Source organism: Hyphomicrobiales bacterium, from assembly GCA_039989895.1.
Classification (GTDB): domain Bacteria; phylum Pseudomonadota; class Alphaproteobacteria; order Rhizobiales; family JACESI01; genus JACESI01.
The window spans coordinates 825,009-848,093 of sequence record JBDXGY010000006.1 but is presented as its reverse complement, the minus strand read 5'-3'; the positions used below and the strand labels follow the sequence as shown (position 1 = coordinate 848,093).

19 protein-coding genes are annotated in these 23,085 nt (G+C 48.0%); 8 read left to right on the top strand and 11 right to left on the bottom strand.

Annotated elements, in window-relative coordinates:
* Positions 1-150: 150 nt before the first annotated feature.
* The 3 genes from ABJ081_10530 to ABJ081_10520 all read left to right on the top strand — a co-directional run bounded on the left by ABJ081_10530 (position 151) and on the right by ABJ081_10520 (position 4,027).
* Positions 151-1,722, top strand: coding sequence for a Re/Si-specific NAD(P)(+) transhydrogenase subunit alpha (locus tag ABJ081_10530; GenBank protein ID MEP6357108.1), 1,572 nt, complete (start codon positions 151-153; stop codon positions 1,720-1,722).
* 13 nt (positions 1,723-1,735) lie between these two features.
* Positions 1,736-3,169 (top strand): NAD(P)(+) transhydrogenase (Re/Si-specific) subunit beta, encoded by a 1,434-nt coding sequence (locus ABJ081_10525; GenBank protein MEP6357107.1) that lies wholly within the window; start codon positions 1,736-1,738, stop codon positions 3,167-3,169.
* A 171-nt stretch (positions 3,170-3,340) separates the two neighbouring features.
* A complete protein-coding gene (locus ABJ081_10520; protein MEP6357106.1) occupies positions 3,341-4,027 on the top strand; it encodes an outer membrane protein in 687 nt (228 codons plus the stop codon).
* An 83-nt stretch (positions 4,028-4,110) separates the two neighbouring features.
* Here ABJ081_10520 and fdhF read toward each other — a convergent pair whose 3' ends face one another.
* The 10 genes from fdhF to ABJ081_10470 all read right to left on the bottom strand — a co-directional run bounded on the left by fdhF (position 4,111) and on the right by ABJ081_10470 (position 17,141).
* Entirely contained in the window at positions 4,111-6,912 is a 2,802-nt protein-coding gene (gene fdhF, locus ABJ081_10515; GenBank protein MEP6357105.1) for a formate dehydrogenase subunit alpha, read from the bottom strand.
* 10 nt (positions 6,913-6,922) lie between these two features.
* The gene (locus ABJ081_10510; GenBank protein MEP6357104.1) at positions 6,923-8,620 is read right to left on the bottom strand and encodes an NAD(P)H-dependent oxidoreductase subunit E; all 1,698 of its coding nucleotides are present in this window, start codon (positions 8,618-8,620) and stop codon (positions 6,923-6,925) included.
* 87 nt (positions 8,621-8,707) lie between these two features.
* Complete coding sequence (locus ABJ081_10505; protein MEP6357103.1) at positions 8,708-9,595, bottom strand: LysR family transcriptional regulator; 888 nt, start codon at positions 9,593-9,595, stop codon at positions 8,708-8,710.
* Positions 9,596-9,598: 3 nt separating this feature from the next.
* Positions 9,599-10,792, bottom strand: coding sequence for a gephyrin-like molybdotransferase Glp (gene glp, locus ABJ081_10500; protein MEP6357102.1), 1,194 nt, complete (start codon positions 10,790-10,792; stop codon positions 9,599-9,601).
* A 3-nt stretch (positions 10,793-10,795) separates the two neighbouring features.
* The gene (moaC, locus tag ABJ081_10495) at positions 10,796-11,281 is read right to left on the bottom strand and encodes a cyclic pyranopterin monophosphate synthase MoaC (protein MEP6357101.1); all 486 of its coding nucleotides are present in this window, start codon (positions 11,279-11,281) and stop codon (positions 10,796-10,798) included.
* Positions 11,281-12,087 carry an indole-3-glycerol phosphate synthase TrpC gene (gene trpC, locus ABJ081_10490; GenBank protein ID MEP6357100.1) on the bottom strand — a complete coding sequence of 269 codons (807 nt, stop codon included), beginning with the start codon at positions 12,085-12,087 and terminating at the stop codon, positions 11,281-11,283. The genes moaC and trpC overlap by 1 nt, the downstream gene beginning before the upstream one ends.
* On the bottom strand, positions 12,084-13,100 hold the full coding sequence (gene trpD, locus ABJ081_10485) for an anthranilate phosphoribosyltransferase (protein ID MEP6357099.1): 1,017 nt from the start codon (positions 13,098-13,100) through the stop codon (positions 12,084-12,086). The genes trpC and trpD overlap by 4 nt, the downstream gene beginning before the upstream one ends.
* Before the next feature lie 20 nt (positions 13,101-13,120).
* The gene (locus ABJ081_10480; protein ID MEP6357098.1) at positions 13,121-13,702 is read right to left on the bottom strand and encodes an aminodeoxychorismate/anthranilate synthase component II; all 582 of its coding nucleotides are present in this window, start codon (positions 13,700-13,702) and stop codon (positions 13,121-13,123) included.
* 2 nt (positions 13,703-13,704) lie between these two features.
* Entirely contained in the window at positions 13,705-15,219 is a 1,515-nt protein-coding gene (trpE, locus tag ABJ081_10475) for an anthranilate synthase component I (GenBank protein ID MEP6357097.1), read from the bottom strand.
* Between the two features lie 5 nt (positions 15,220-15,224).
* Entirely contained in the window at positions 15,225-17,141 is a 1,917-nt protein-coding gene (locus tag ABJ081_10470) for a SurA N-terminal domain-containing protein (protein MEP6357096.1), read from the bottom strand.
* Between the two features lie 189 nt (positions 17,142-17,330).
* Here ABJ081_10470 and tpiA point away from each other — a divergent pair, with 189 nt between their 5' ends.
* The 4 genes from tpiA to kdsA all read left to right on the top strand — a co-directional run bounded on the left by tpiA (position 17,331) and on the right by kdsA (position 21,237).
* Positions 17,331-18,083: a triose-phosphate isomerase gene (gene tpiA / locus ABJ081_10465; GenBank protein ID MEP6357095.1), complete on the top strand. Its 753-nt coding sequence runs from the start codon at positions 17,331-17,333 to the stop codon at positions 18,081-18,083.
* A gap of 94 nt (positions 18,084-18,177) precedes the next feature.
* A complete protein-coding gene (secG, locus tag ABJ081_10460; GenBank protein ID MEP6357094.1) occupies positions 18,178-18,525 on the top strand; it encodes a preprotein translocase subunit SecG in 348 nt (115 codons plus the stop codon).
* Between the two features lie 150 nt (positions 18,526-18,675).
* The gene (locus tag ABJ081_10455; protein ID MEP6357093.1) at positions 18,676-20,304 is read left to right on the top strand and encodes a CTP synthase; all 1,629 of its coding nucleotides are present in this window, start codon (positions 18,676-18,678) and stop codon (positions 20,302-20,304) included.
* Between the two features lie 75 nt (positions 20,305-20,379).
* Complete coding sequence (kdsA, locus tag ABJ081_10450) at positions 20,380-21,237, top strand: 3-deoxy-8-phosphooctulonate synthase (protein ID MEP6357092.1); 858 nt, start codon at positions 20,380-20,382, stop codon at positions 21,235-21,237.
* Positions 21,238-21,258: 21 nt separating this feature from the next.
* Here the strand turns inward: kdsA and ABJ081_10445 are convergent, their stop codons facing one another.
* A complete protein-coding gene (locus ABJ081_10445) occupies positions 21,259-21,480 on the bottom strand; it encodes a hypothetical protein (protein ID MEP6357091.1) in 222 nt (73 codons plus the stop codon).
* Positions 21,481-21,731: 251 nt separating this feature from the next.
* On the opposite strand from ABJ081_10445, the gene eno reads away from it, so the two are divergent.
* Positions 21,732-23,006 carry a phosphopyruvate hydratase gene (eno, locus tag ABJ081_10440; protein MEP6357090.1) on the top strand — a complete coding sequence of 425 codons (1,275 nt, stop codon included), beginning with the start codon at positions 21,732-21,734 and terminating at the stop codon, positions 23,004-23,006.
* Positions 23,007-23,085 lie beyond the last annotated feature (79 nt).

The window sequence follows — 23,085 nt, the reverse complement described above, 5'->3', positions numbered from 1 at the left end:
TTGTTCAACAATAGACCAAATCTAATATTGAATATATACTTTTGTATTAAACCGTATTAAAGAATGCGGCTGACGCCTAATGGGTTGATCAAAGGCGGCGCTCTATTTGTTGCAGAGTGTGAGAATTACAAAGGATAGGGAAGTTAGTCCATGAAAATTGGAAGTCCTAAAGAGATATTTGCTGGTGAAGACAGAGTGGCGCTGACGCCACAAAGTGCAGTGCAGCTTCAAAAGCTTGGCTATGATGTGGCGATTGAAAGCGGTGCGGGCAAAGCTGCACGTTTTTCCGATGCTGATTATAAGGCTGTGGGCGTTGAGGTTATCAAGGGAGCGGCGGCTCTTTGGAAAGCCTGTGATATTGTTGTGAAAGTGCGTGCGCCTGAAGGGGCAGCTGAACTAAAACGTATCCAGCCTGGACAAACACTGATTTCCTTTATTTGGCCTGCCCAGAATGAAAAGCTGCTTGAGCATCTCAAGAAGAAAAAAGTGACCTGTCTTGCGATGGACATGGTGCCGCGTATTTCACGCGCTCAGAAAATGGATGCTTTGTCATCTATGGCCAATATTGCGGGCTATCGGGCTGTGATTGAGGCAAGCAATAATTTCGGTCGTTTCTTTACGGGTCAAATTACAGCTGCCGGTAAAGTGCCGCCTGCGAAAATTCTTGTGGTTGGCGCGGGCGTTGCCGGTCTTGCCGCGATCGGTGCAGCTCAAAGCATGGGCGCGATTGTTCGTGCCTTTGATGTGCGCCCTGAAGTTGCCGAACAAATTGAATCAATGGGCGCAGAATTTCTGTTCCTCGATTTTACAGACACACAAGTTGATGGTGCAGCAACGGGTGGTTATGCGCCGCCGTCGTCACCAGAGTTCCGCGAGAAGCAGTTAGAGCTCTTCCGCGAACAAGCCCCTGACGTTGATATTGTTATTACAACAGCGCTGATACCAGGCCGTGATGCCCCTAAGTTGTGGCTCAAAGACATGGTCGACGCCATGAAGCCCGGTTCCGTCGTGATTGACCTTGCGGCTGAACGTGGTGGCAATTGCGACTACACTGTTATGGATGAGAAAATCGAAACCAAAGGCGGTGTGACCGTGATTGGTTACACTGATTTCCCAAGCCGTATGGCAACGCAATCATCGACGCTCTATTCAACCAACATCCGTCATATGATGGATGATTTGACGCCGAAAAAAGACGGTAAGACAAAAATTGATATGAAGGATGATGTGATCCGTGGGGCGGCGGTGACGCATGCCGGTAAGATAACATTCCCACCACCACCACCAAAGGTACAGGCGATTGCGGCTCAAAAGCCAAAAGCACCTGAAAAGACCGCTGAAGAAGTGAGAGCAGAAGAAGAAGAAGCCTTTAAAGCACAAACAAAAAACCAAGTTGCTTTGATTGGTGTTTCTGCGGCCGCTCTTTTGCTGATGGGGCTTGTGGCTCCTGCAAGCTTTATGCAGCACTTCATCGTTTTTGTCTTGTCAGTGTTCATCGGCTTCCAAGTCATTTGGAATGTCGCACACAGCCTGCACACACCTTTAATGGCGGTGACTAACGCAATTTCATCCATCATCATCCTCGGTGCGCTGATCCAGCTAGGATCAAGTTCGTGGTTGATTACCATTTTATCCGCTGCGGCCATTTTTATGGCCTCAATCAATATTTTCGGCGGTTTCCTCGTAACACGGCGTATGCTCGCCATGTTCCAAAAGTCGTAAGGAGCATCGCGTCATGGATTTCGGATTTACAATTGCAGCCTATGTAGTGGCAGCTGTTCTTTTCATTCTCTCACTGGGTGGGTTGAGCGATCAAGAAAGCGCAAAACGCGCGGTGTGGTATGGTATTGCTGGTATGGCGATTGCCGTGCTTGCAACTCTTATGGGGCCGGGTAGTGGCCTTTGGGGCGCTTCACTGGTGCTGATTGCACTTGGCGCTGCTGTTGGTTATCAACTAGCAACCAAAGTGCAAATGACACAAATGCCTGAGCTTGTGGCTATCATGCACTCGCTCGTTGGCCTTGCGGCGGTCATTGTTGGTTTTAACGCTGATATTACGATCCTTGGTGTGCAAGCAGCCCAATCTGGCGGTGATGCCATCACGGGTGTCTTTGCTGAACTTGTCGCCAAGAAAACGCCTGTTGAAATTAATATCTTGCGCATTGAGCTTGTGCTCGGTGTGTGGATTGGTGCGGTGACATTCACGGGCTCGCTTATTGCTTATGGCAAATTGGCGGGGCGGGTCGATTCATCTGCAAAACAGTTAAACGGTGGCCATATGCTCAATGCGGGCGCGGCTGGTTTATCTGTCATTATGATGCTGATGTATCTTAATGGCTCTGGCAGCTGGAGCTTGGTTCTTTTGACCCTTCTGGCGCTGTTTATCGGTTATCACCTCATTATGGGTATCGGCGGCGCTGATATGCCGGTTGTGGTCTCTATGCTCAATTCATATTCCGGTTGGGCGGCTGCCGCGATTGGTTTCTCACTCGGCAATGATCTTTTGATTGTTGTGGGCGCATTGGTCGGCTCATCTGGTGCAATCCTGTCTTACATCATGTGTAAGGCGATGAACCGCAACTTTATCTCGGTCATTCTTGGTGGCTTTGGTGGTGCAAGTGGTCCGGCGATGGAAATTGAAGGTGAGCAGATTGCTATTGATTCTGATGGTGTTGCAGCCGCTTTAGAAGAAGCTGATAGCGTTGTGATCGTGCCAGGCTACGGCATGGCGGTGGCGCAGGCGCAGCAATCTATTTCTGAGCTTACTAAACGGCTACGGGCGAAGGGCAAAGAAGTTCGCTTTGCAATCCACCCTGTTGCAGGGCGTCTGCCAGGTCACATGAATGTACTTTTGGCGGAAGCAAGGGTGCCCTATGATATTGTGATGGAAATGGATGAGATCAATGACGATTTCCCGAATACGGATGTCACAATCATTGTTGGTTCCAATGACATTGTAAATCCGGCTGCACAAGATGATCCAAACAGCCCAATCGCTGGCATGCCGGTGTTGGAAGTTTGGAAATCAAAGCAGGTGTTTGTTTCAAAACGTGGGCAGGGTACGGGCTATTCTGGTATCGAAAACCCATTGTTTTATAAAGAGAATACGCGGATGTTCTATGGTGACGCGAAAGCGTCGGTGGATTCATTGCTTCAAAAAATTAGCTGAATTCTAGCAATTTCGAGAAACAAAAGCCCGATCATGTCGGGCTTTTGTGGTATTTGCGTCACAAATTCGAGCGAAAGCGCACGATTTGCGATTATTGAGTTGCGCTCCCTCTATCGGTAGCGTCTACATTGGACAAATACTTGAATCAAATTCTAAAAGTAAGCGATCATCATGAAGTACCTCATCTCCTTAGCCCTCGCATCAACCATGCTTGCAGGCGTAAGCGCACATGCTGCGGACATCGATCCAGCGCCCGTCGTCGAAGAAGCACACGATTGGCGCGGCGGTTACTTTGGTATCCAAGGTGGTGGCGTGTTTGGTTCTAATGTAACCGCATCGACTCCAATAGTGGCACCATTTGATTTCGTTACTGGCACAAATTTAGACGGCGTACATGGCGGAATATTTGGCGGTTACAACTTCCAAAGTGGCAATGTTGTTTTCGGCATTGATAACGACTTTTCATTCACAAGCTCAGATACCATACTCGATGGGGGGCCTGCGACTGCTGATCTGAGAACTTTGTCATCTGTTCGTGGTCGAGTTGGGTATGCTTTTGACCGTGTTTTACCTTATGTAACGGGCGGCCTCGCTTACGGGAATGTTCGAGTTAATTTACCTGGTTTCGGTTCGGAGAGCGAATTTCAATTTGGCTGGACTGTGGGTGCAGGTGTTGAAGCAGCACTAACCGACTATGTGTCTGCACGCGTGCAATACACCTACTCTGATTTAGGTAGTGATGGGTTTTTACCTGATGTGTTTGGCGGTGTAAACGTTGACCTTGGTGGCATCCATGCAATCCGTGCTGGTGTCTCCATCAAAACGGCACCACTTTGGAATAAAGTTTTTGGTCGGTAGTTGACGACATAATTTGAATTAAAAAGCCCCGCATATGTTGCGGGGCTTTTTTGTTTCTAGCATTGAAAAGAGCTGAAGCATTATTACTCTGCCGCTTCCAAATCACCGCTCTTGGTCGCTGCAACGCGACAGGCGGAGAATTTGAACTCTGGAATTTTGCCAAAAGGGTCAAGCTGCGGGTTGGTCAGCGTGTTGGCGGCAGCCTCCACGAAGGCAAACGGCATGAATACCATGTCTTCAGCCACCGCACGGTCTGCGCGTGCCATGATAGAGATCACCCCGCGACGGGTCTCAATATCGATCATCTGACCCGGTGCCACGCCCATTTTACGTAAAGTTTTGGGGTGTAGCGATGCATTGGCTTGTGGTTCCACAGCATCAAGAACATTGGTGCGCCGTGTCATAGAGCCCGTATGCCAATGCTCTAACTGACGACCCGTTGTGAGGATCATCGGGTATTCTTCATCTGGCACCTCAGCGGGTGGTGTCACTTGCGCTGGCGTAAACCGAGCGCGGCTATCAGCGCGTGGGAACCCGTCACCAAATACGATCGCTTGACCGGGGTCTTCCGGTGATAGGGATGGATAGGTGACAACATCCTGATTTTCGAGCCGCTCCCATGTAATATTATCAAGTGATTTCATGCCAAGCTTCATTTCGGCAAAGACTTCAGATGGGTGTCCATAGTGCCAATTGAGACCAAGTCGGTTGGCAAGGTCGGTGATGATTGCCCAATCTTCGCGCGCTTCACCTGGAGGGGTGGTGGCTGGACGGCCCATTTGCACCTGACGGTTTGTATTGGTGACTGTGCCGGTTTTTTCAGCCCATGCGGATGCTGGTAAAATGACATCGGCGTAATTGGCCGTCTCAGTTAAGAAAATATCTTGAACGACCAAACATTCGAGTTTGGCGAGAGCGTCGCGGGCGTGTTCTACATCAGGATCAGACATCGCAGGATTTTCACCCAGCACATACATGCCTTTGATTTTATCATCATGGACCGCGTCCATGATTTCAACCACTGTTAATCCTCGTTGAGGGTTCCAATCATCGCGCTCCCAAATTCCGTTAAAGAGTGAGCGTACGCCATCATCAGCCACTGACTGATAATCAGGCAGGAACATCGGAATAAGGCCTGCATCTGATGCGCCTTGTACGTTGTTTTGTCCACGTAGTGGGTGAAGACCGGCGCCCGGGCGTCCTATTTGACCACACATAAGTGCAAGTGAGATGAGGCAGCGTGAATTATCTGTGCCGTGGATATGTTGTGAAATACCCATGCCCCAGAAGATCATGCCAGCTTTGGCGGATGCAAAGGTTCGCGCCACATCGCGTAAGACATCAGCCTCAACGCCGCAGAGCGGGGCCATTTTTTCTGGTGAAAACCCGGTTAGATGATCCTTCATCGCATCCCAATTTTCAGTGTAGGTTTGAATATATTGTTCGTCGTATAGCTTTTCTTCAACGATGACATGCATGAGAGCATTCAGCATGGCGACATCAGAGCCGGGGCGGAATTGCAGCATGTGCGATGCATGACGTTTTAGGCCTTGACCGCGTGGGTCCATGACAATGAGCTTGCCGCCACGCTTAGTGAATTGCTTGAAATAGGTGGCCGCAACGGGGTGATTTTCTGTTGGATTTGCACCAATCACAATTGCAACATCAGCGTTCTCTATTTCATTGAAGGTTGCTGTTACAGCACCTGAGCCGACATTTTCCATGAGGGCTGCAACGGATGAAGCGTGGCAAAGCCGTGTGCAGTGATCAACATTATTGTGGCCAAAGCCCGTGCGGATCAGTTTTTGAAATAAATAGGCCTCTTCATTGGAACATTTCGCTGAGCCAAAGCCTGCAACGCTTTCGCCGCCAAGCCTGTCACGTAAGCCGCCAAGACCGTCTGCTGCGACACCAAGCGCTTCTGTCCATGTGGCTTCGCGGAAATGCGTCAATGGATTGTTAGGGTCAACATTGAGGCCTTTTTCTGGCGCGTCATCGCGGCGAATAAGTGGCTTTGTTAGGCGGTGTTTGTGGTCTACATAATCAAAGCCGAAACGACCTTTGACACAAAGGCGGCTTTCATTGGCAGGACCATCAACACCTTCTACGCGGATGATTTTGTCGTCTTTTATTTTATAGGAAAGCTGACAGCCAACACCACAATAAGGGCATACAGATTGAACCTCGCGGTCATGGTCTTTGCTATCGCCTAGTTGATTATCGTCAAGCACACTGGCTTCCATGAGCGCGCCTGTCGGGCAGGCCTGAACACATTCGCCACAGGCTACACAGGTCGATGAGCCCATTGGATCATGAATATCAAAGATGATTTCAGAGGTGCGGCCACGGCCGGACATGCCGATCACGTCATTGACCTGCACTTCGCGGCAGGCGCGGGTGCACAGGTTACACTGAATGCAGGCATCCAGATTAACATTCATGGCCACATGGCTTGAGTCTAGGAGGGGAATAAACTCTTTTTCGATTTTAGGGAAACGGCTCGTTGCCACATTTTGCGCATCTGCCATGTCCCAAAAATGGGAGGATTTATCATGTGCTTCATTACGTGCTGGCTGGTCTGCTAGTAAAAGCTCCATCACCATTTTACGTGATTTTTCAGCGCGCTCGCTCGATGTTTTAACAACCATGCCTTCGCTGACAGGGCGAATGCAAGACGCCACAAGCGTACGCTCGCCTTCCACTTCCACCATACAGGCACGACAATTGCCATCAGGACGATAGCCAGTTGTGTCTTTGTGGCAAAGGTGGGGAATTGTTGTGCCTTGACCTTTGGCAACATCCCAAATGGTTTCGCCTTTTGTGGCGGAGACTTCTTTGCCGTTAAGAGAAAAGGTAACGCGGTTATTTGAGTTTGTTTCAAGCATTATTTTACCCTTAAATCTCGTCTGAGAAATGTTGCATTGTCAGCTTAATCGGGTTTGGCGCTGCTTGGCCAAGGCCGCAGATAGAGGCATCAGCCATCACATCGCATAGGTCGGTGAGCAGGTCTTGATCCCATGCGTCGGCCTGCATCAGTTTTACAGCTTTCTCGCAACCATTGCGGCAAGGTGTGCATTGGCCACAGCTTTCATCTTCAAAGAACTTCAACATGTTAAGCGCTGCGTCGCGGGCTGAATCTTTGTCTGATAAAATAACAACAGCAGCAGAACCTATGAAGGTGCCAAGCGGTTGAAGTGTATCAAAATCAAGCGGCACATCGTTGATGGAGGCGGGAAGGAGGCCCGATGATGGTCCACCCGGTTGATAGGCTTTGAACTCATGGCCGTCTAACATGCCGCCACAAGCTTCAATGATATCTGTGATGGTGGAACCTGCAGGAAGAAGCTTCACGCCCGGTTTTTTTACACGGCCTGAGACCGAATAAGAGCGCAGACCTTTGCGGCCATTTAATTCTGTAGAAGACAGAACTTGTGGTCCTTCACGGCAAATTTTAGCAATCCAATGCAATGTCTCAATGTTGTGAACCAGTGTCGGTCGATTAAAGATGCCAACTTGCGCCACAAAGGGGGGGCGATGACGGGGAATGCCTCGTTTCCCTTCAATCGATTCTATCATTGCGCTTTCTTCGCCACAGATATAAGCGCCTGCACCACGACGAAGGTCGATATAACCCTCAGGAGCAATACCAGCGGCTTCCAAAGCTTTGATTTCAGTTGCTAGTATTTCAAGCACGGCAGGATATTCATCGCGCATATAGATAAAGCAGGTTTCAGCCTCAATTGCCCAAGCGGCAATGAGCATGCCTTCAAGGAAAAGATGTGGGGTGCGTTCTAGATAATAGCGGTCTTTGAAAGTCCCCGGTTCACCTTCATCGCCGTTGACCGCCAAATAGCGGGGCCCGGGTTCTGCACGCACGAATGACCATTTTTTGCCGGATGGAAAGCCAGCACCACCAAGCCCGCGAAGGCCAGAGGAGAGAATGGTTTCTTGCAGTTGGTCTGGTGTTTGATCACCAGATCTGAGCGTTTCAAGAGCCTGATAGCCGCCATCAGCTTTATAGGCGTTCAATGTCTCATAAGCGGGTATTTTATGATGTGTATCACCGGCATTTACCGCAGTTTCGACTTTTTCAACAGTAGCGTGGTCGATGTGGTTATGACCCAGTTCAAGGGTTGGCGCCGTGTCACAACGGCCCATGCAAGGCGCACGAAGAACGCGTACGTTACCGCCGCCGCCATATTTATCGCCAAGGTCTTTTAAAAGCTCTTGAGCGCCTGCCAATTCACAAGAAAGACTGTCGCATACTCGAATGGTGATGTCGGGCGGCGTTTGTTCGCCTTCTTTGACCACATCAAAGTGAGCGTAGAAAGTTGCCACTTCATAGACTTCTGCCTGTGCAAGGCGCATTTCTTCGGCAAGTGCGCGAAGATGCTCGGCAGATAGGCACTTATATTTATCCTGTATGAGATGCATATGCTCGATTAGTAGATCGCGTCGACGCGGTTTGTCACCTAGGAGATCACGCACTTCTGTGAGAGCTTTATCATCAAGTTGACGGCCTTTTGGTGTTTTTCGGCCTTTGCCCGTGCCGTCTTTCCAGACACCTTGCCTGTTTTCAACTTTCTTGAGCATGCGTAATTCTCCCGTTAAGAGAGAAGAATCTAGTCAAAGCAAGGAATCACATCAAATTCAAAGATGCAATGGCGTGATAGCTTATAGTTATCGTGAAATAGCCGCTAAGGTGTCCATCAATACTTTATGTGAAGGGGGAGCTGGTTCGCGCTTGGGCAATAAAAGTCCAATTTCACGTTCAACGACAGGGTCTGTCATTTTTAGCGCAATGACTTTGTCGCTTAATGGCAAGACATCGACTAGGGCTTTTGGGATAATTGTCGCAGCGACACTTGCCTCGACTTGAGCCAGTGAGATCATCAGCGCATTTGTTTCCATAAGAGGTTCAATGCTTATACCAATTTGAGTGAATATTTCTTCAATGATACGGCGATTACGCATGGTGCGCGATAAAAGGCATAAAGGCAGTTCTGCGGCGTCATGCCATGTAATTGTCTGTTTCTGGTTCTTGAGCAGTTTCTTTGGCGCCAACAGATAATATTGTTCATTATATAAATGAGTAACTTCCAGTGAGGAGCCAAGTCCGTCCTCGATATAGGAAATGCCCGCGCCAAACGAGAAATTTTCCAAGCCACGTTTTATCTCTATTGATGTTGCCGAGCTAATCTCAATACGCAATTGAGGGTGCTTTTGTTGGATGATCATCGGGATTTGTCCCGCAATGGGCAGAGCCGTTGGTATCACGCCAATGCTAAGATTACCCTCAAGCTCTTTGGTTGCGGATGTGAGTTCTTGTCGAAAGCCGTCTGCATCAAGCATTAATTTACGAGCCCATTTAAGAGCAATATCGCCTTCTGGTGTGAAACCCATAAACCGATTGCCGCGTTGTATGAGCGACGTGTCCAGTTCTAGTTCGAGGTTCCTTATGCGCGCAGAAAAAGCGGGTTGTGATATGCCGCATTGTGCCGCCGCACGCGCAAAATGCCTATGGTGATCAAGGGCGATTAGCAGTTCCATATCTCGAAGATCAAACACGGCTTAAATCCACATTATGGTGCAACGATCACCAGTTTTTGCAGGTTCTTCAAAAGAGTCACGCAAGACGAGACAGTTGGATTTTGCTAAGACTGATAAAATCGAACTATCTTGCTGCGCAAAAGTATCAACCACCCATTTCCCGTCCACTTTAGCAGCAAATGCGCGCAAATAGGCGGGGCGTTGTGAGTTTTTAGGAATTGGGGTGCCAACAAGGGCTGTATCAAGATCATAGGCTGGATCGCGCCCCTGCATGGCAAGCAAGAGCGGGCGCAAAAACAACAGGCTACAGACAAGAGAGGAAACAGGATTGCCCGGCATGCCGAGCATGCGCATGTTGTCTAATTTGCCAAACATGAAAGGCTTGCCTGGACGCATAGCGATTTTCCAAAAATCGAGTGTCACGCCTTTTTTCGCTAATGCGGGTTTGATGAGGTCGTGATCACCCACGGATGCGCCGCCAAGTGTGACGAGAACATCGCATTTCGCGCTTTGGGCGCGATCAAAGGCATTGACGATATCTGATGTTGTGTCCCGTGCAATGCCAAGGTCTATCACTTCACCGCCTGCTGCTCGCACGAGGCTGGCAACACCAAAAGCGTTTGACGCAATAATTTGATCATCATTGGGAACTTCACCGGGCAGGACCAATTCATCACCGTTTGACATGATACCAATGATTGGCTTTTTGTGAACCGGCAGGGTCGGGTGGTTCATGGCGGCTGCAATGGATATTGATTGAAAGTTTAAGATGGTGCCAGCGCTGATCAGTTCTTCATTTTCGGCAAAATCCATTCCTGCTGGGCGAACATAAAGACCACATTTTGGTATCTCGCGCGGTATGATCGTATCGCCATCGCGCTCTGCATCTTCCTGTATTAAGATGGTATCTGCGCCATCGGGCAGGGGCGCGCCGGTGAATATTCTTACAGCACTGCCAGCTTGAAACGTGCCGGAAAATCGGTGTCCTGCAGCAGATTCACCTATGACTTCAAGTGATTTTCCAAGCACCAAATCCGCATGGCGCACGGCATAGCCGTCCATGGCGGAAGCTGCAAAGGGTGGCTGTGTGCGTGTGGCAGCAACATTTGTCGCGAGCGTATAGCCATCGGCTTCATGAAGCGGCACATGTATAGTTTGAGTTTTTGGTGCATCTTCTAAGACACGGGTGAGAGCTTCATGGACCGGCAGCAGCATGATTTACGCCTTAAAGTCGCCAGAGACACCACCGCTTTTTTCAATTAAACGAATGCCGGTGAGGGTCATGGTGCGGTCAACTGCTTTTGCCATATCATAGATCGTCAGACAGGCAATGGAGGCAGCGGTAAGTGCTTCCATTTCAACGCCTGTTTGACCTGTACATTTTGCCATACTCTCTACTCGTAAGCCGGGCAAGCTTTCATCTGGTGTGATATCAACGCTTACTTTGGTGAGCGCCAAGGGATGACAAAGCGGGATCAAATCAGATGTGCGCTTTGCGCCCATAATACCTGCTAGCCGTGCAGTGCCTATAACATCACCCTTTTTTGCGTCGCCTTTTATAATCATTGCTAATGTCTCAGGCTTCATTATCACGGCACCTTCAACGCGAGCTATGCGTGTGGTCACTTCTTTGTTGCCAACATCAACCATATTGGCTGTGCCATCACTGTCGATGTGAGTGAGAGTATCGGTTTCCCTCGCCATCACGCTGCTCCTTCTTTGCGTTCAAGTATAATACGAGTGGCGGCTGCCACATCATCTTGCCGCATTAAGCTCTCGCCGACCAGATAGGTTGTGATGCCAATGGCTTCCAGCCGTGCTGTGTCTTCGCTTGTAAATATACCGCTTTCTCCCACAAGAAGCCGGTCGCTTGGTACTTGTGGTGCCAAGGCTTCAGATGTGGCTAATGTCACATCAAATGTTTTGAGATTGCGATTGTTAATACCAAGAAGCCGTGAGGTGAGTTTAAGCGCGCGCTCTAGTTCTTCGGCATTATGCACTTCCAATAGAACATCCATACCAAGCTCAAAAGCGGTCTCTTCAAGCGCTTTGGCTTCATCATCTGTGACTGAGGCCAAAATGATCAAAATACAATCAGCCCCCCAAGAACGAGCCTCATAGACTTGATAAGGTTCATAGAGAAAGTCTTTGCGAAGGGCAGGCAGATCACAGGCTTCACGTGCTGCTATCAGATAGTCGGGCTTCCCTTGAAAAGAAGGACCATCAGTGAGAACAGAAAGACAAGTCGCCCCGCCAGCTGCATAAGCACGAGCATGGTCTGCTGGATCAAAGTTTTTACGGATGAGACCTTTCGATGGACTGGCTTTTTTGATTTCTGCAATCAAACCATAGTCACCAGCAGCCTTCTTGATTTCAAGCGCTTTGAGAAAACCGCGAGGGGGAGATTGATCTGCCGCGCGCGCTTTTAACTCATCAAGTGAGACCACATTTTTTGCGGCGGCGACTTCTTGGCGTTTATAAAGCTCAATCTTTTTGAGAATATCACTCATTTGGTGTTTGATACCTCAACGAGTTTATCGAGGGCATTGAGTGCTTTGCCTGATGAAATGCTGGTTCTTGCTAGTGCAATACCGTCTGCCAATGTATCTGCTTTTCGGGCAACTACGAACCCTGCGCCAGCATTGAGTAAGACTGTGTCTGTATGCGCGCTTACCTCGCCACCTAATACAGCGCGAAGAGCTGCGGCGTTTTCCACGGCATCCCCGCCTTTGATGGCTGATAGGGGTTCGCTTTTGATGCCTACATCTTCTGGTTTTACTGTCATTTGACTGATATTATTGTCTTTTAGGGCAACAATATGTGTGGGACCTGAAATAGATATTTCATCCAGATTGCCGTCGCCATGCACGAGCCATATGTCGGTTGAGCCGAGAGATTTTAATGTTTCAGCCATCGGCATGAGCCAGTCTTTTGAAAAAACCCCTATCATCTGTCGCTTAACGCTGGCAGGACTGGACATTGGACCAAGCAGATTGAAAATTGTGCGTGTGCCAAGTTCAACGCGTGTAGGGCCTACAAAGCGCATGGCAGCGTGGTGGTTTGGGGCAAACATGAAACCAATACCGGCCTCATGAATACATTTTGTGATGGTTGCCGCATCGATATCAAGATTGATTCCAAGAGCCGACAAAACATCGCCTGCGCCGGATTTAGAGGACATGGCACGGTTGCCGTGTTTAGCAACGGGAACACCGCCGCCAGCCAGTACGAAAGCTGAGCAAGTTGAAATGTTATAGGTGCCGGAGCCGTCGCCGCCCGTGCCGACGATATCAACTGCCTCTTTTGGTGCCGCTACCGGCGTCATTTTAGAGCGCATCGTGCTTACCGCACCGATTAGCTCGTCAACCGTCTCACCGCGCACCCGCAGCCCCATTAGAAAGCCGCCGATTTGTGATGGTGTTGCATCACCTGACATGATGGTTTCAAAAGCGCTTGAGGCTTCTTCCCGATTCAGGCTTTCACCGTTTGCCACTTTGGCAATCAATGGTTTGATGTCAGGCATCTCAGTATCCTCAAAATAAGTCAGGTGTTCTTTTTCGCAATATCCAAGAAATTACGCAATATATGATGTCCATGTTCAGAGGCAATGCTTTCAGGGTGAAACTGAACGCCGTGGACTGGGTGCGTTTTATGCATGGCGCCCATGATTGTACCGTCTTTAGCCGTTGCGGTTATTTCAAGGCTGTCAGGAAGACTGTCTTCTTTGAGTGTTAGCGAGTGATAGCGGGTCACATTGATTGGACCGTTGAGACCAGCAAATACACCTTTTGCGTTATGATTTATCTCGCTCACTTTGCCATGCATCAAGCTTTTGGCACGCACCACTTTTGCGCCGTAAGCCTGACCGATTGCTTGATGACCGAGGCAAACACCGAGGATGGGTACTCTTCCATCAGCTTGTTTGAGCAAATCAAGACAGATACCCGCCTCATTTGGCGAGCAGGGGCCGGGAGAGAGGATGATACCTTCCGGTTTTAAATTCAAAACCTCTTCGGCTGTGATTTTATCATTTCGGTGGACGACCAGTTCGGCACCTAGTTCACCTAAATAATGGACTAGATTATAGGTGAAACTATCATAATTATCGATGACAATAAAACTCATGACTATTGCCCCCGTCCGACTTGGTTTGCAAAGCGCACAGCTTCTTCTGCTGCTTTAAAGAGTGCTTTGGCTTTGTTGACGCACTCTTGATACTCGCTCTCTGGCACGGAATCTGCCACAATACCAGCGCCTGCCTGCACATACATCTTATTATCTTTGATGATTGATGTGCGCAGGACAATACATGTATCCATGTCGCCGTCAGCGGTGAAATAACCAACACAGCCTGCATAAATACCGCGCTTTTCGTGTTCCAACTCGTCAATAATTTCCATTGCTCGCACCTTGGGTGCACCCGAAACTGTGCCCGCAGGAAAGCCTGCGCATAATGCGCTGATCATATCGTGGTTGGCATCGTCAAGCTCGCCAGTCACATTTGAGACGATGTGCATGACATGGCTGTAGTACTCGAGAAAGAATTGGTCTGTCACGTTGACGGTGCCGATTTTTGCTACACGGCCGACATCATTGCGACCAAGGTCGAGAAGCATAAGATGCTCAGCACATTCTTTCGGGTCAGCTAAAAGATCGGCTGCATTGGCTTTGTCTTCGGCCTCTGTTGCTCCACGAGGTCTTGTTCCGGCTATAGGGCGCATGGTGACTTCGCCATCACGCACCCGCACTAAAATTTCAGGGCTAGAACCGGCAACACAAAAGCCTGCAAATTTCAAAAAGAATAAGTAAGGAGCAGGGTTGGTTCGTCTGAGTGCACGATAAAGCGCGAACGGTGGTAATGTGAATTCGGCCTCAAAGCGCTGGGCGAGGACGACCTGAAAAATATCACCCGCCGCAACATAGTCTTTCGCCTTGGCAACCATATCTAGATAGTCGGCTTTTGACGTGTTTGAGGAAATTTCAATATTAAAATCTGACGCAATGTCATGTGCTTTTTTATCGATTGGATTGTCTAGCTGATCCATAACGCTGGTTAATCGATCAAGTGCGCGAGTATAGGCTTTCTCAGCACTCAAAGTGCTATTGGGCCGTACTGGTGTAACAATAATGATTTCGTCTTTAACACTGTCAAAAATAACAATGACCGTAGGGCGGATCATAAGAGCGTCCGGCACGCCGATGGGGTCAGGGTTGATGTCTGGTAAATGTTCGATAAGGCGGATTGTGTCATAGCCCAGATAGCCGAACACACCCGCAGCCATTGGGGGCAGGCCTTCCGGTAGGGCAATATTTGATGAAGCAATCAACGCACGAAGAGCATCCAATGTTGGTTCACTACAAGGCTCAAAGGTGTCTGGTGATGTTATTGCTTTATTGTTGATTTCAGCTTCATTGCCATGAGCACGAAAGACAACATCAGGATCAAGCCCAATAATTGAATAGCGTGCCCGTGCAGCACCGCCTTCGACGGATTCGAGCAAAAAACAATTTTCACGCTCCGCTGAAAGTTTCAGCATAGCAGAAACCGGTGTTTCAAGATCACCTACTTGACGCGTGAACACCACTTGAGGCTCACCCGCGTCATATTGGGCGACGAATAGGCTGCGTTCAGGTTCAAACATGAGCTTTAGTAATTGCCACCGTGTCCACCATAACCGTGCTGAGCGTCAAGGTCTGTGGCATATTCAAGAGCTTCAGCATTGATTGTTGATCCTTCACGATCACGCACGTAACCAATATATGTGGCAAGCACATCGTTTTGTACGGCGCTTGTAATATTGTTTGTAAGATCCTCATTGCGTTCGCTTGATCCGCTGGCAATGTCGGTCACTTTGATGACAAAGGCTTGGTTGCTGCGTTCACCGGGTGCGCTGGTGATATAACCTTTCGCGCCATTGAAGAGTAGGCCAACAGCGGCTTCGCTTAAGCCATCAACGGGTGCATTGCGTTTGATGCCGCTCACAGTCGTTACTTTACGCCCCATCTCTTCTTCAAGCTTAGCGATCGTTTTACCACCGTTGAGGGCGTCAACGATTGCATCAGCGCGTGCTGCGATCTCGTTCGTTGTTTCTGCTGTAATCCAGTCTTGGCGCGCACGCTCTTTTACTTCTTCAAGCGTGCGGTCGCGTGCTGCTTTGATGTCTGTGACTTCAAACCATATAAAGCCATCACGACCCACTTCAATGACGTCATTTTCAATGCCTACATCACTTTGGAACGCTTCGCTCAAAAGTTGTTCGCGACCAGGTATTGTCGATGAAACTTGGCCAGTTGCTTTCAGCTCGCCTGATTGAGCGACATCTTGCAATTTTGAAAGTTTAAGAGAGTACTTAGCCGCGATCTCGGAGAATGTGCTGCCAGCTGCGCGCGCGTCTTCCACTTGATCGAGTTTTTCCAAAAGAACACGGTTGTCTTTCTCTGCAGCCATTTCGCTTTTGATTGATGTGACGAGAGATTCAAATGTTTGGGTTGAACCACCTTCGATATCATCAACAATGATAATCATTTTACCAAAGTCACCGTCAATCACGCCACTTGGCTTTTTAGCTTCCAGCGCAAAGGCCGCATCGGCGAGTTTTTTATCAAGGATAGCATTTTTTGAAAGAACACCTAGGAAGACATCGGCTGCCGTTAATTCAAGTTCCATCAGTAAGGTATCAAAGCTTATGCCGCCTTTTAATTTTGTTTCCGCATCGCGCGCTTTAGCTTCTGTATCGAAGTTGATACGACGAATGTTGCGTTTTTCGGTTTTGGTGAAACGTTCTTTGTTGGCGTTATAATACACACGCGCATCTGCATCACTTATACCGTCTGCTCCACCTAGATCAGATAATTGTACTGAGATATAATCAATGGAGCGGTATTCCGGTGCGCGGTATGTGCTTTTATTGCTGTCGAAATATGCTTGGAGCGTTTCGTCGTCTGGTGAAGGGATGGCTGTGATGTCACGCACATCAATTTCCAAATAATCGACTGTGCGTTCCTCATTCATGTGGGCTGCAGCCGCTGCTAGTAACGCGTCTGGTATGGCTACGTCACCAATCAAGGTGTTGACCACTTGTTGTCTCGTGTAGGCTTTCTTTTGTTCCTGTAAAAACGCTTTTTCGCTCAAACCTGAACCAACAACAAGTTGTTGATAGCGATAGCCGTCGAATGAGCCATTGGCATTTAAAAATGCGGGATCTGTTAGTATTTCTTCTGCGACTTTATCATCAGACACGCCAAGCTTGAGTGCCGCTGCTCTATCATCGAGTGTTGCCTGATTGACCATGCGGGCAAGTATCTGGCGATCAAGGCCAAACTGACGCGCTTGCGTGGATGTTATTCGTTGACCAAATTGACGGCCAACGCGATCTATTTCGGCAAGGTACTCACGTTGGAAATCTGACGTGCTGATTTTTGTTGATCCAACGGAACCAATAGTGCCACTGGCAAAATTAAGAGCGGCACCAGAAACGCCCCAAACGGCAAAACTTGCAATGAGTAAACCTAGCAAAATTTTTGCAACAATTGTTCCAGAAGCGCCTTTTAGAAAAGTGAGCATTGATAAAGGACCTTTATGAGCCGTTGATTAGATATAATAACATATGTGGCTGTGGCTTACGCTGCAAGCTGAAAGACGTCAATATCATGCATAATATTGTGAGTGTTCTATATAATGATACACTTGTAACCTTTGATTGTTCTGTTAAAACACGCTCAAAGTTTTAAGAAGAATTGAGGATTTAAAAAGATGGCGATTAAACCACTGGTAGCAGGCAATTGGAAAATGAATGGCTTATCCAGCGCTCTTGCTGAGTTTGTGCACATGAAAAAAGCCTACAATACAGACTTGAGTGCTGCTGTGGATTTGATGATATGCCCTCCCGCAACTTTGGTTCATTCCTTAGCCAATGATCGCGATAATATGCTGGTTGGAGCGCAAGATTGTCATATGGAAGTCAGTGGTGCTCATACTGGTGATTTATCGGCTGAAATGCTTGTAGATAGTGGCGCAAGCGCCATAATCGTTGGCCATTCCGAACGTCGCGCTGACCACGGTGAAACAAACGACACGGTTCATGCAAAAGCCTTGGCTGCAAAACGGGCAGGGGCGGTTGCTATCATATGTGTAGGAGAAACAAAGGATGAGCGGGAGGCTGGTAATGCCATTTCAGTTGTTTTGTCCCAACTCCAAGGATCCACACCAGCTGATGCAACAGCTGCTGATGTTGTGATTGCTTATGAGCCTGTTTGGGCCATAGGAACAGGATTGGTTCCAACAGCTGATGATATCGCTGAAATGCACGCTGCGATTCGCAAGGCTCTCAATGAGCGGTTCAATGCTCAAGGCGATGCGATGCGTATTCTTTATGGCGGTTCCGTCAAGCCATCTAATGCCGGTGAGCTTATGAATATTGATAATGTGAACGGCGCTCTTGTGGGCGGCGCAAGCCTCAAGTCAGCGGACTTTTTGGGGATTGCTGAGGTCTACAGAGGTAATTGAAGTGCGAATGGGACTGGCTTTTCATGGCCAAGTCTTGTAAGGCAGCAAAAGAAAGCCCATTTGTTGGGTACTTAATTGTAAGAAAGTAAGCCATATGGAAACGGTATTAATCGTTATTCACTTAATTATTGTCCTAGTGATGGCTGTCGTCATTTTGTTGCAACGTTCTGAGGGCGGAGCTCTTGGTATTGGCGGCGGCGGCGGCGGCATGATGTCCTCACGCGGGACAGGCAATTTGCTGACAAAAACAACAGCTATTTTGGCCGCTGGCTTCTTTATTACATCCATTACATTGACCATTTTAGGTAATTTAGACTCTGGGTCGTCACTTTTGGATCGTGTGCCTGGTGCTGAAAATGGTGGCATACAACCGCTTTCGCCACTGACGCCGATTGAGCCTGTAGTGCCGAGTACTGGACCACAAGTGCCAACAGCTGAATAAATTGGCAGTCTATATATTTACAACTAAAACAATACATTAAGTGATTTTCTCGTGATTTATTCCATTCTATATGGATTTCTCACGGGGAAAGTTTTGGAAAAGTGCATTTAGCATTTGGAATTCAAGATTAGGACGCTATTCTGCACGCCCATGGCACGGTATATTTTCATCACTGGTGGCGTGGTTTCCTCGCTTGGAAAAGGTCTCGCTTCGGCAGCACTTGGTGCTGCCCTTCAAGCGCGAGGTTATAAAGTTCGCCTTCGCAAACTCGATCCCTATTTAAACGTTGACCCGGGCACAATGAGCCCCACACAGCATGGTGAGGTTTTTGTTACCGATGACGGCGCGGAAACTGATCTTGATCTTGGTCACTATGAGCGCTTCACCGGACGCGCTGCCAATAAAACAGACAACATTACCACTGGTAAAATCTATCAAAGCATTATTTCCAAGGAGCGCCGAGGTGAATATCTTGGTGCGACTGTTCAAGTCATTCCTCATGTTACGGATTCGATTAAAGACTTTGTTCTTGATGGTAACGAAGATTATGACTTCGTTTTATGCGAAATTGGTGGAACTGTTGGTGATATTGAGGCTTTGCCGTTTTTTGAAGCGATACGACAACTCGGCAATGAATTAGACCGTGGGCAAGCAATTTACATTCACCTGACCTTGATGCCTTATATTAGCAGTGCGGGTGAACTTAAAACAAAACCAACCCAGCATTCGGTAAAAGAATTACGCTCGATTGGTGTGCAGCCTGATATTTTAATGGTTCGGTGTGATCGCGAAATTCCTAAAAGCCAATGTCGGAAACTAGCTCAGTTTTGTAATGTTCGTGAATCGGCTGTTATACCCGCACTAAATGCTCTCAGTATCTATGATGTACCCATTGCCTATCATGATGTGGGTCTTGATCGGGAGGTATTGAATGCTTTTGGTATTACCGATGCACCTGAGCCTGACTTTACGCCATGGCGTGATATTTCCCATATTCTGCATAACCCTGAAGGTGAAGTGACAATCGCGATTGTTGGCAAATATGTGGATTTGCATGATGCCTATAAATCTCTCATCGAAGCACTGACCCATGGTGGGATTGCTAATAAGGCGCGCGTTAAAATTGAGTGGATTGCCTCAGAAGTTTTTGAGCAAGAAGATCCAACGCCTTATCTCCATCAGGTCAATGGTATTTTGGTGCCGGGTGGATTTGGTGAACGCGGTGCTGAAGGAAAAATCAAAGCCATCCAATATGCGCGCGAGCACAATGTTCCTTATTTCGGTATATGCTTTGGTATGCAAATGGCCGTGTTGGAAAGCGCGCGCAATCTGGCAGGGATTACAGACGCTACATCTTCTGAATTCGGCGAAGGCGGCAAACCGATTGTTGGCCTGATGAAAGAATGGGTGCGTGGTAATATGCTTGAAAAACGCGCTTCTCAGGGGGACATGGGCGGTACATTGCGACTAGGCGCTTATCCAGCATCTCTTGGTGAAGGCAGTCAGATTGCAAAAATCTATGGTGATACGACAATTTCAGAACGCCATCGCCATCGTTATGAGGTGAATGTAGCTTATCGGGAAACACTGGAAGATACGGGTCTAATCTTTGCCGGTATGTCGCCTGATGGCATTTTGCCAGAAACCGTGGAACGCACCGATCATCCGTGGTTTGTTGGTGTTCAATATCATCCTGAATTGAAAAGCCGTCCGCTAGAGCCGCATCCATTATTTTCATCCTTCATATCCGCAGCACTCGACCAAAGCCGACTTGTTTAATAACGTGATGCCTCATCTGTTGATGTTATTATCGCGACAGGTAAAATTATAAGTATCAAAAATTAGGTGCGCCGAATGAGTAATAAACCAAATGCAAAAGTAAGCACCTTGAGAGGTGCCGTTACTTTCGACAATCAGGCGCCTTTTGTTCTGATATCTGGTCCCTGTCAGATGGAAACTCGCATTCATGCTCTGATGATGGCTGAAGCCTTGAAGGAAATTGCTGATAAGCTTGGTGTCCCTTATGTCTTTAAAGCTTCATTTGATAAAGCAAACCGTACCAGCTTGAGCGGCAAGCGTGGCATTGGGCTTGAAAATGCAATCCCTGTATTCGATGAAATTCGCGACCGTTTTGGGATTCCTGTTCTCACCGACGTCCACACAGAAGAACAATGCGCGGCCCTTGATGGTCACGTTGATATTTTGCAAATTCCGGCCTTTTTGTGCCGCCAGACTGATTTGCTGATTGCGGCGGCAAATACATCCTGCATCGTGAACATTAAAAAGGGGCAGTTTCTTGCGCCTTGGGACATGACAAATGTATTGGCTAAAGTCACCGAAAGCGGCAATCAAAATGTATTGCTGACTGATCGCGGAACAAGCTTTGGTTATAATACGCTCGTGTCTGATTTTCGTGGGTTACCAACTATGGCGGCAAGTGGTGCGCCGGTTGTCTATGATGCAACACATTCAGTGCAGCAGCCTGGTGGCCTAGGTGGCGCCTCAGGGGGGCAACGTGAATTTGTACCGGTATTAGCGCGTGCAGCCGTTGCTGTGGGTGTCGCAGGTCTGTTTATGGAATGTCATCAAGACCCCGATAATGCACCATCTGATGGCCCAGTTATGGTGCCTTTGGCAGAAATGGAACGCCTGCTAGTTAGTCTTGTGGCACTTGATAAATCAGCGAAAGAGAACCAATTCTCTTTCGCTTGATTGCTTAGCTAAACGAGTTGATTAGCGTTTCCGCTTATCATTCTTAGAGGCAACTTTTCTCGCTTGTCTCTTTTTTGCCTGTCTCTCTTCGAACTGTCTATTTTGTTCTTCAGCTATTGCGGCATTTAGAGCTGTAGTGCTTGGGTCTTCACCGCCACCAGCCGTGGCAAAAGTAATGCCGGTTAAGCCTATGGCAAATACGAGGCTTGCAGTTGAAATTATGTTGAATGCTATTTTTTTCATGGTCTGGCGTCCTTTGAAAATTTAAACCACACGTCGAATGTCCAAGATTGATCGGGTCGTTTCATAGGTTTAAACTAAGGAGTGGCCGATTGTCATACCAATCATATGAGGTAATAATTACGTGAATTTGTTGCCAAACGCTCCAAAAATTAGGCCGGATGCGGCCGAATTTCAAAATACAACTTTTCATTTTTCCCCTCATGGGATAGGACCTTCGTATTAGTTTACCCCTATTGCTACAGGAAAATTGAATGACTGCTATTATTGATATTACTGCCCGCCAAATTTTTGACAGCCGTGGAAACCCTACTGTTGAAGTCGATGTGACACTGGAAGATGGGTCAATGGGCCGTGCTGCTGTACCTTCTGGTGCATCTACTGGCGTTCACGAGGCCGTTGAGCTACGAGATGGCGGCGATCAATATATGGGCAAAGGTGTGTCTAAGGCTGTTGAAGCTGTGAACACGGAGATTTTTCAATTGCTCAGTGGTCTTGATGCAGAAGATCAACTCCAGATCGATCAAGCGATGATTGAGCTTGATGGAACACCGAATAAATCTCGCTTAGGTGCTAATGCGATTTTGGGTGTATCATTGGCAAATGCAAAGGCCGCAGCAGAAGCTGCTGCTTTACCGCTTTACCGCTATATTGGTGGAACGCAATCGCATGTGATGCCGGTGCCGATGATGAATATCATCAATGGTGGTGAGCACGCAGACAATCCAATTGATATTCAAGAGTTTATGATTATGCCGGTTAAGGCCGCATCCATTGCGGATGCTGTTCGTATTGGCTCTGAAATCTTCCACACGTTGAAGAAAGCGTTATCAGCTGCTGATCATAACACCAATGTTGGTGATGAAGGTGGCTTTGCTCCTAATATTGGCTCCACAAATGAGGCGCTCGATTTCATTATGAAATCTATTGAAGCTGCAGGATATAAGCCAGGCGAAGAAGTTTGTCTCGCGCTTGATTGTGCATCTAGCGAATTTTATAAAGATGGAAAATATGTACTTGCAGGCGAGGGCAAAACGCTTTCATCTGATGAAATGGCGCATTATCTGGCAGACTTGGTTGCGCGCTATCCAATTATCTCAATTGAAGATGGTATGGACGAAGACGACTGGGATGGTTGGAAAACATTGACTGATTTGGTTGGTGATAAATGCCAACTTGTGGGGGACGATTTGTTTGTAACTAACTCAGTGCGCTTGCGTGAGGGTATCGCTAAAGGTTGTGCTAATTCCATCCTTGTGAAGGTCAATCAGATTGGCACTTTGTCTGAAACACTGGATGCCGTTGAGACAGCGCATAGGGCAGGGTTCACGGCTGTGATGTCGCATCGCTCTGGAGAAACCGAAGACAGCACGATTGCTGATTTGGCTGTTGCTACGAACTGCGGACAAATTAAAACAGGCTCTCTGGCGCGCTCTGACAGAATGGCAAAGTACAACCAGCTTATCCGTATCGAAGAAGAGCTGGGGACGCAGGCCGCTTATCTTGGACGTGACGCGCTTAAAATCTAAATGTTGGCCTGCAACAATTGCATGCTTGTGTGTTCACATTAAAAGCATAAATATCGAATTATGTGGCGGCGCTTTCAAG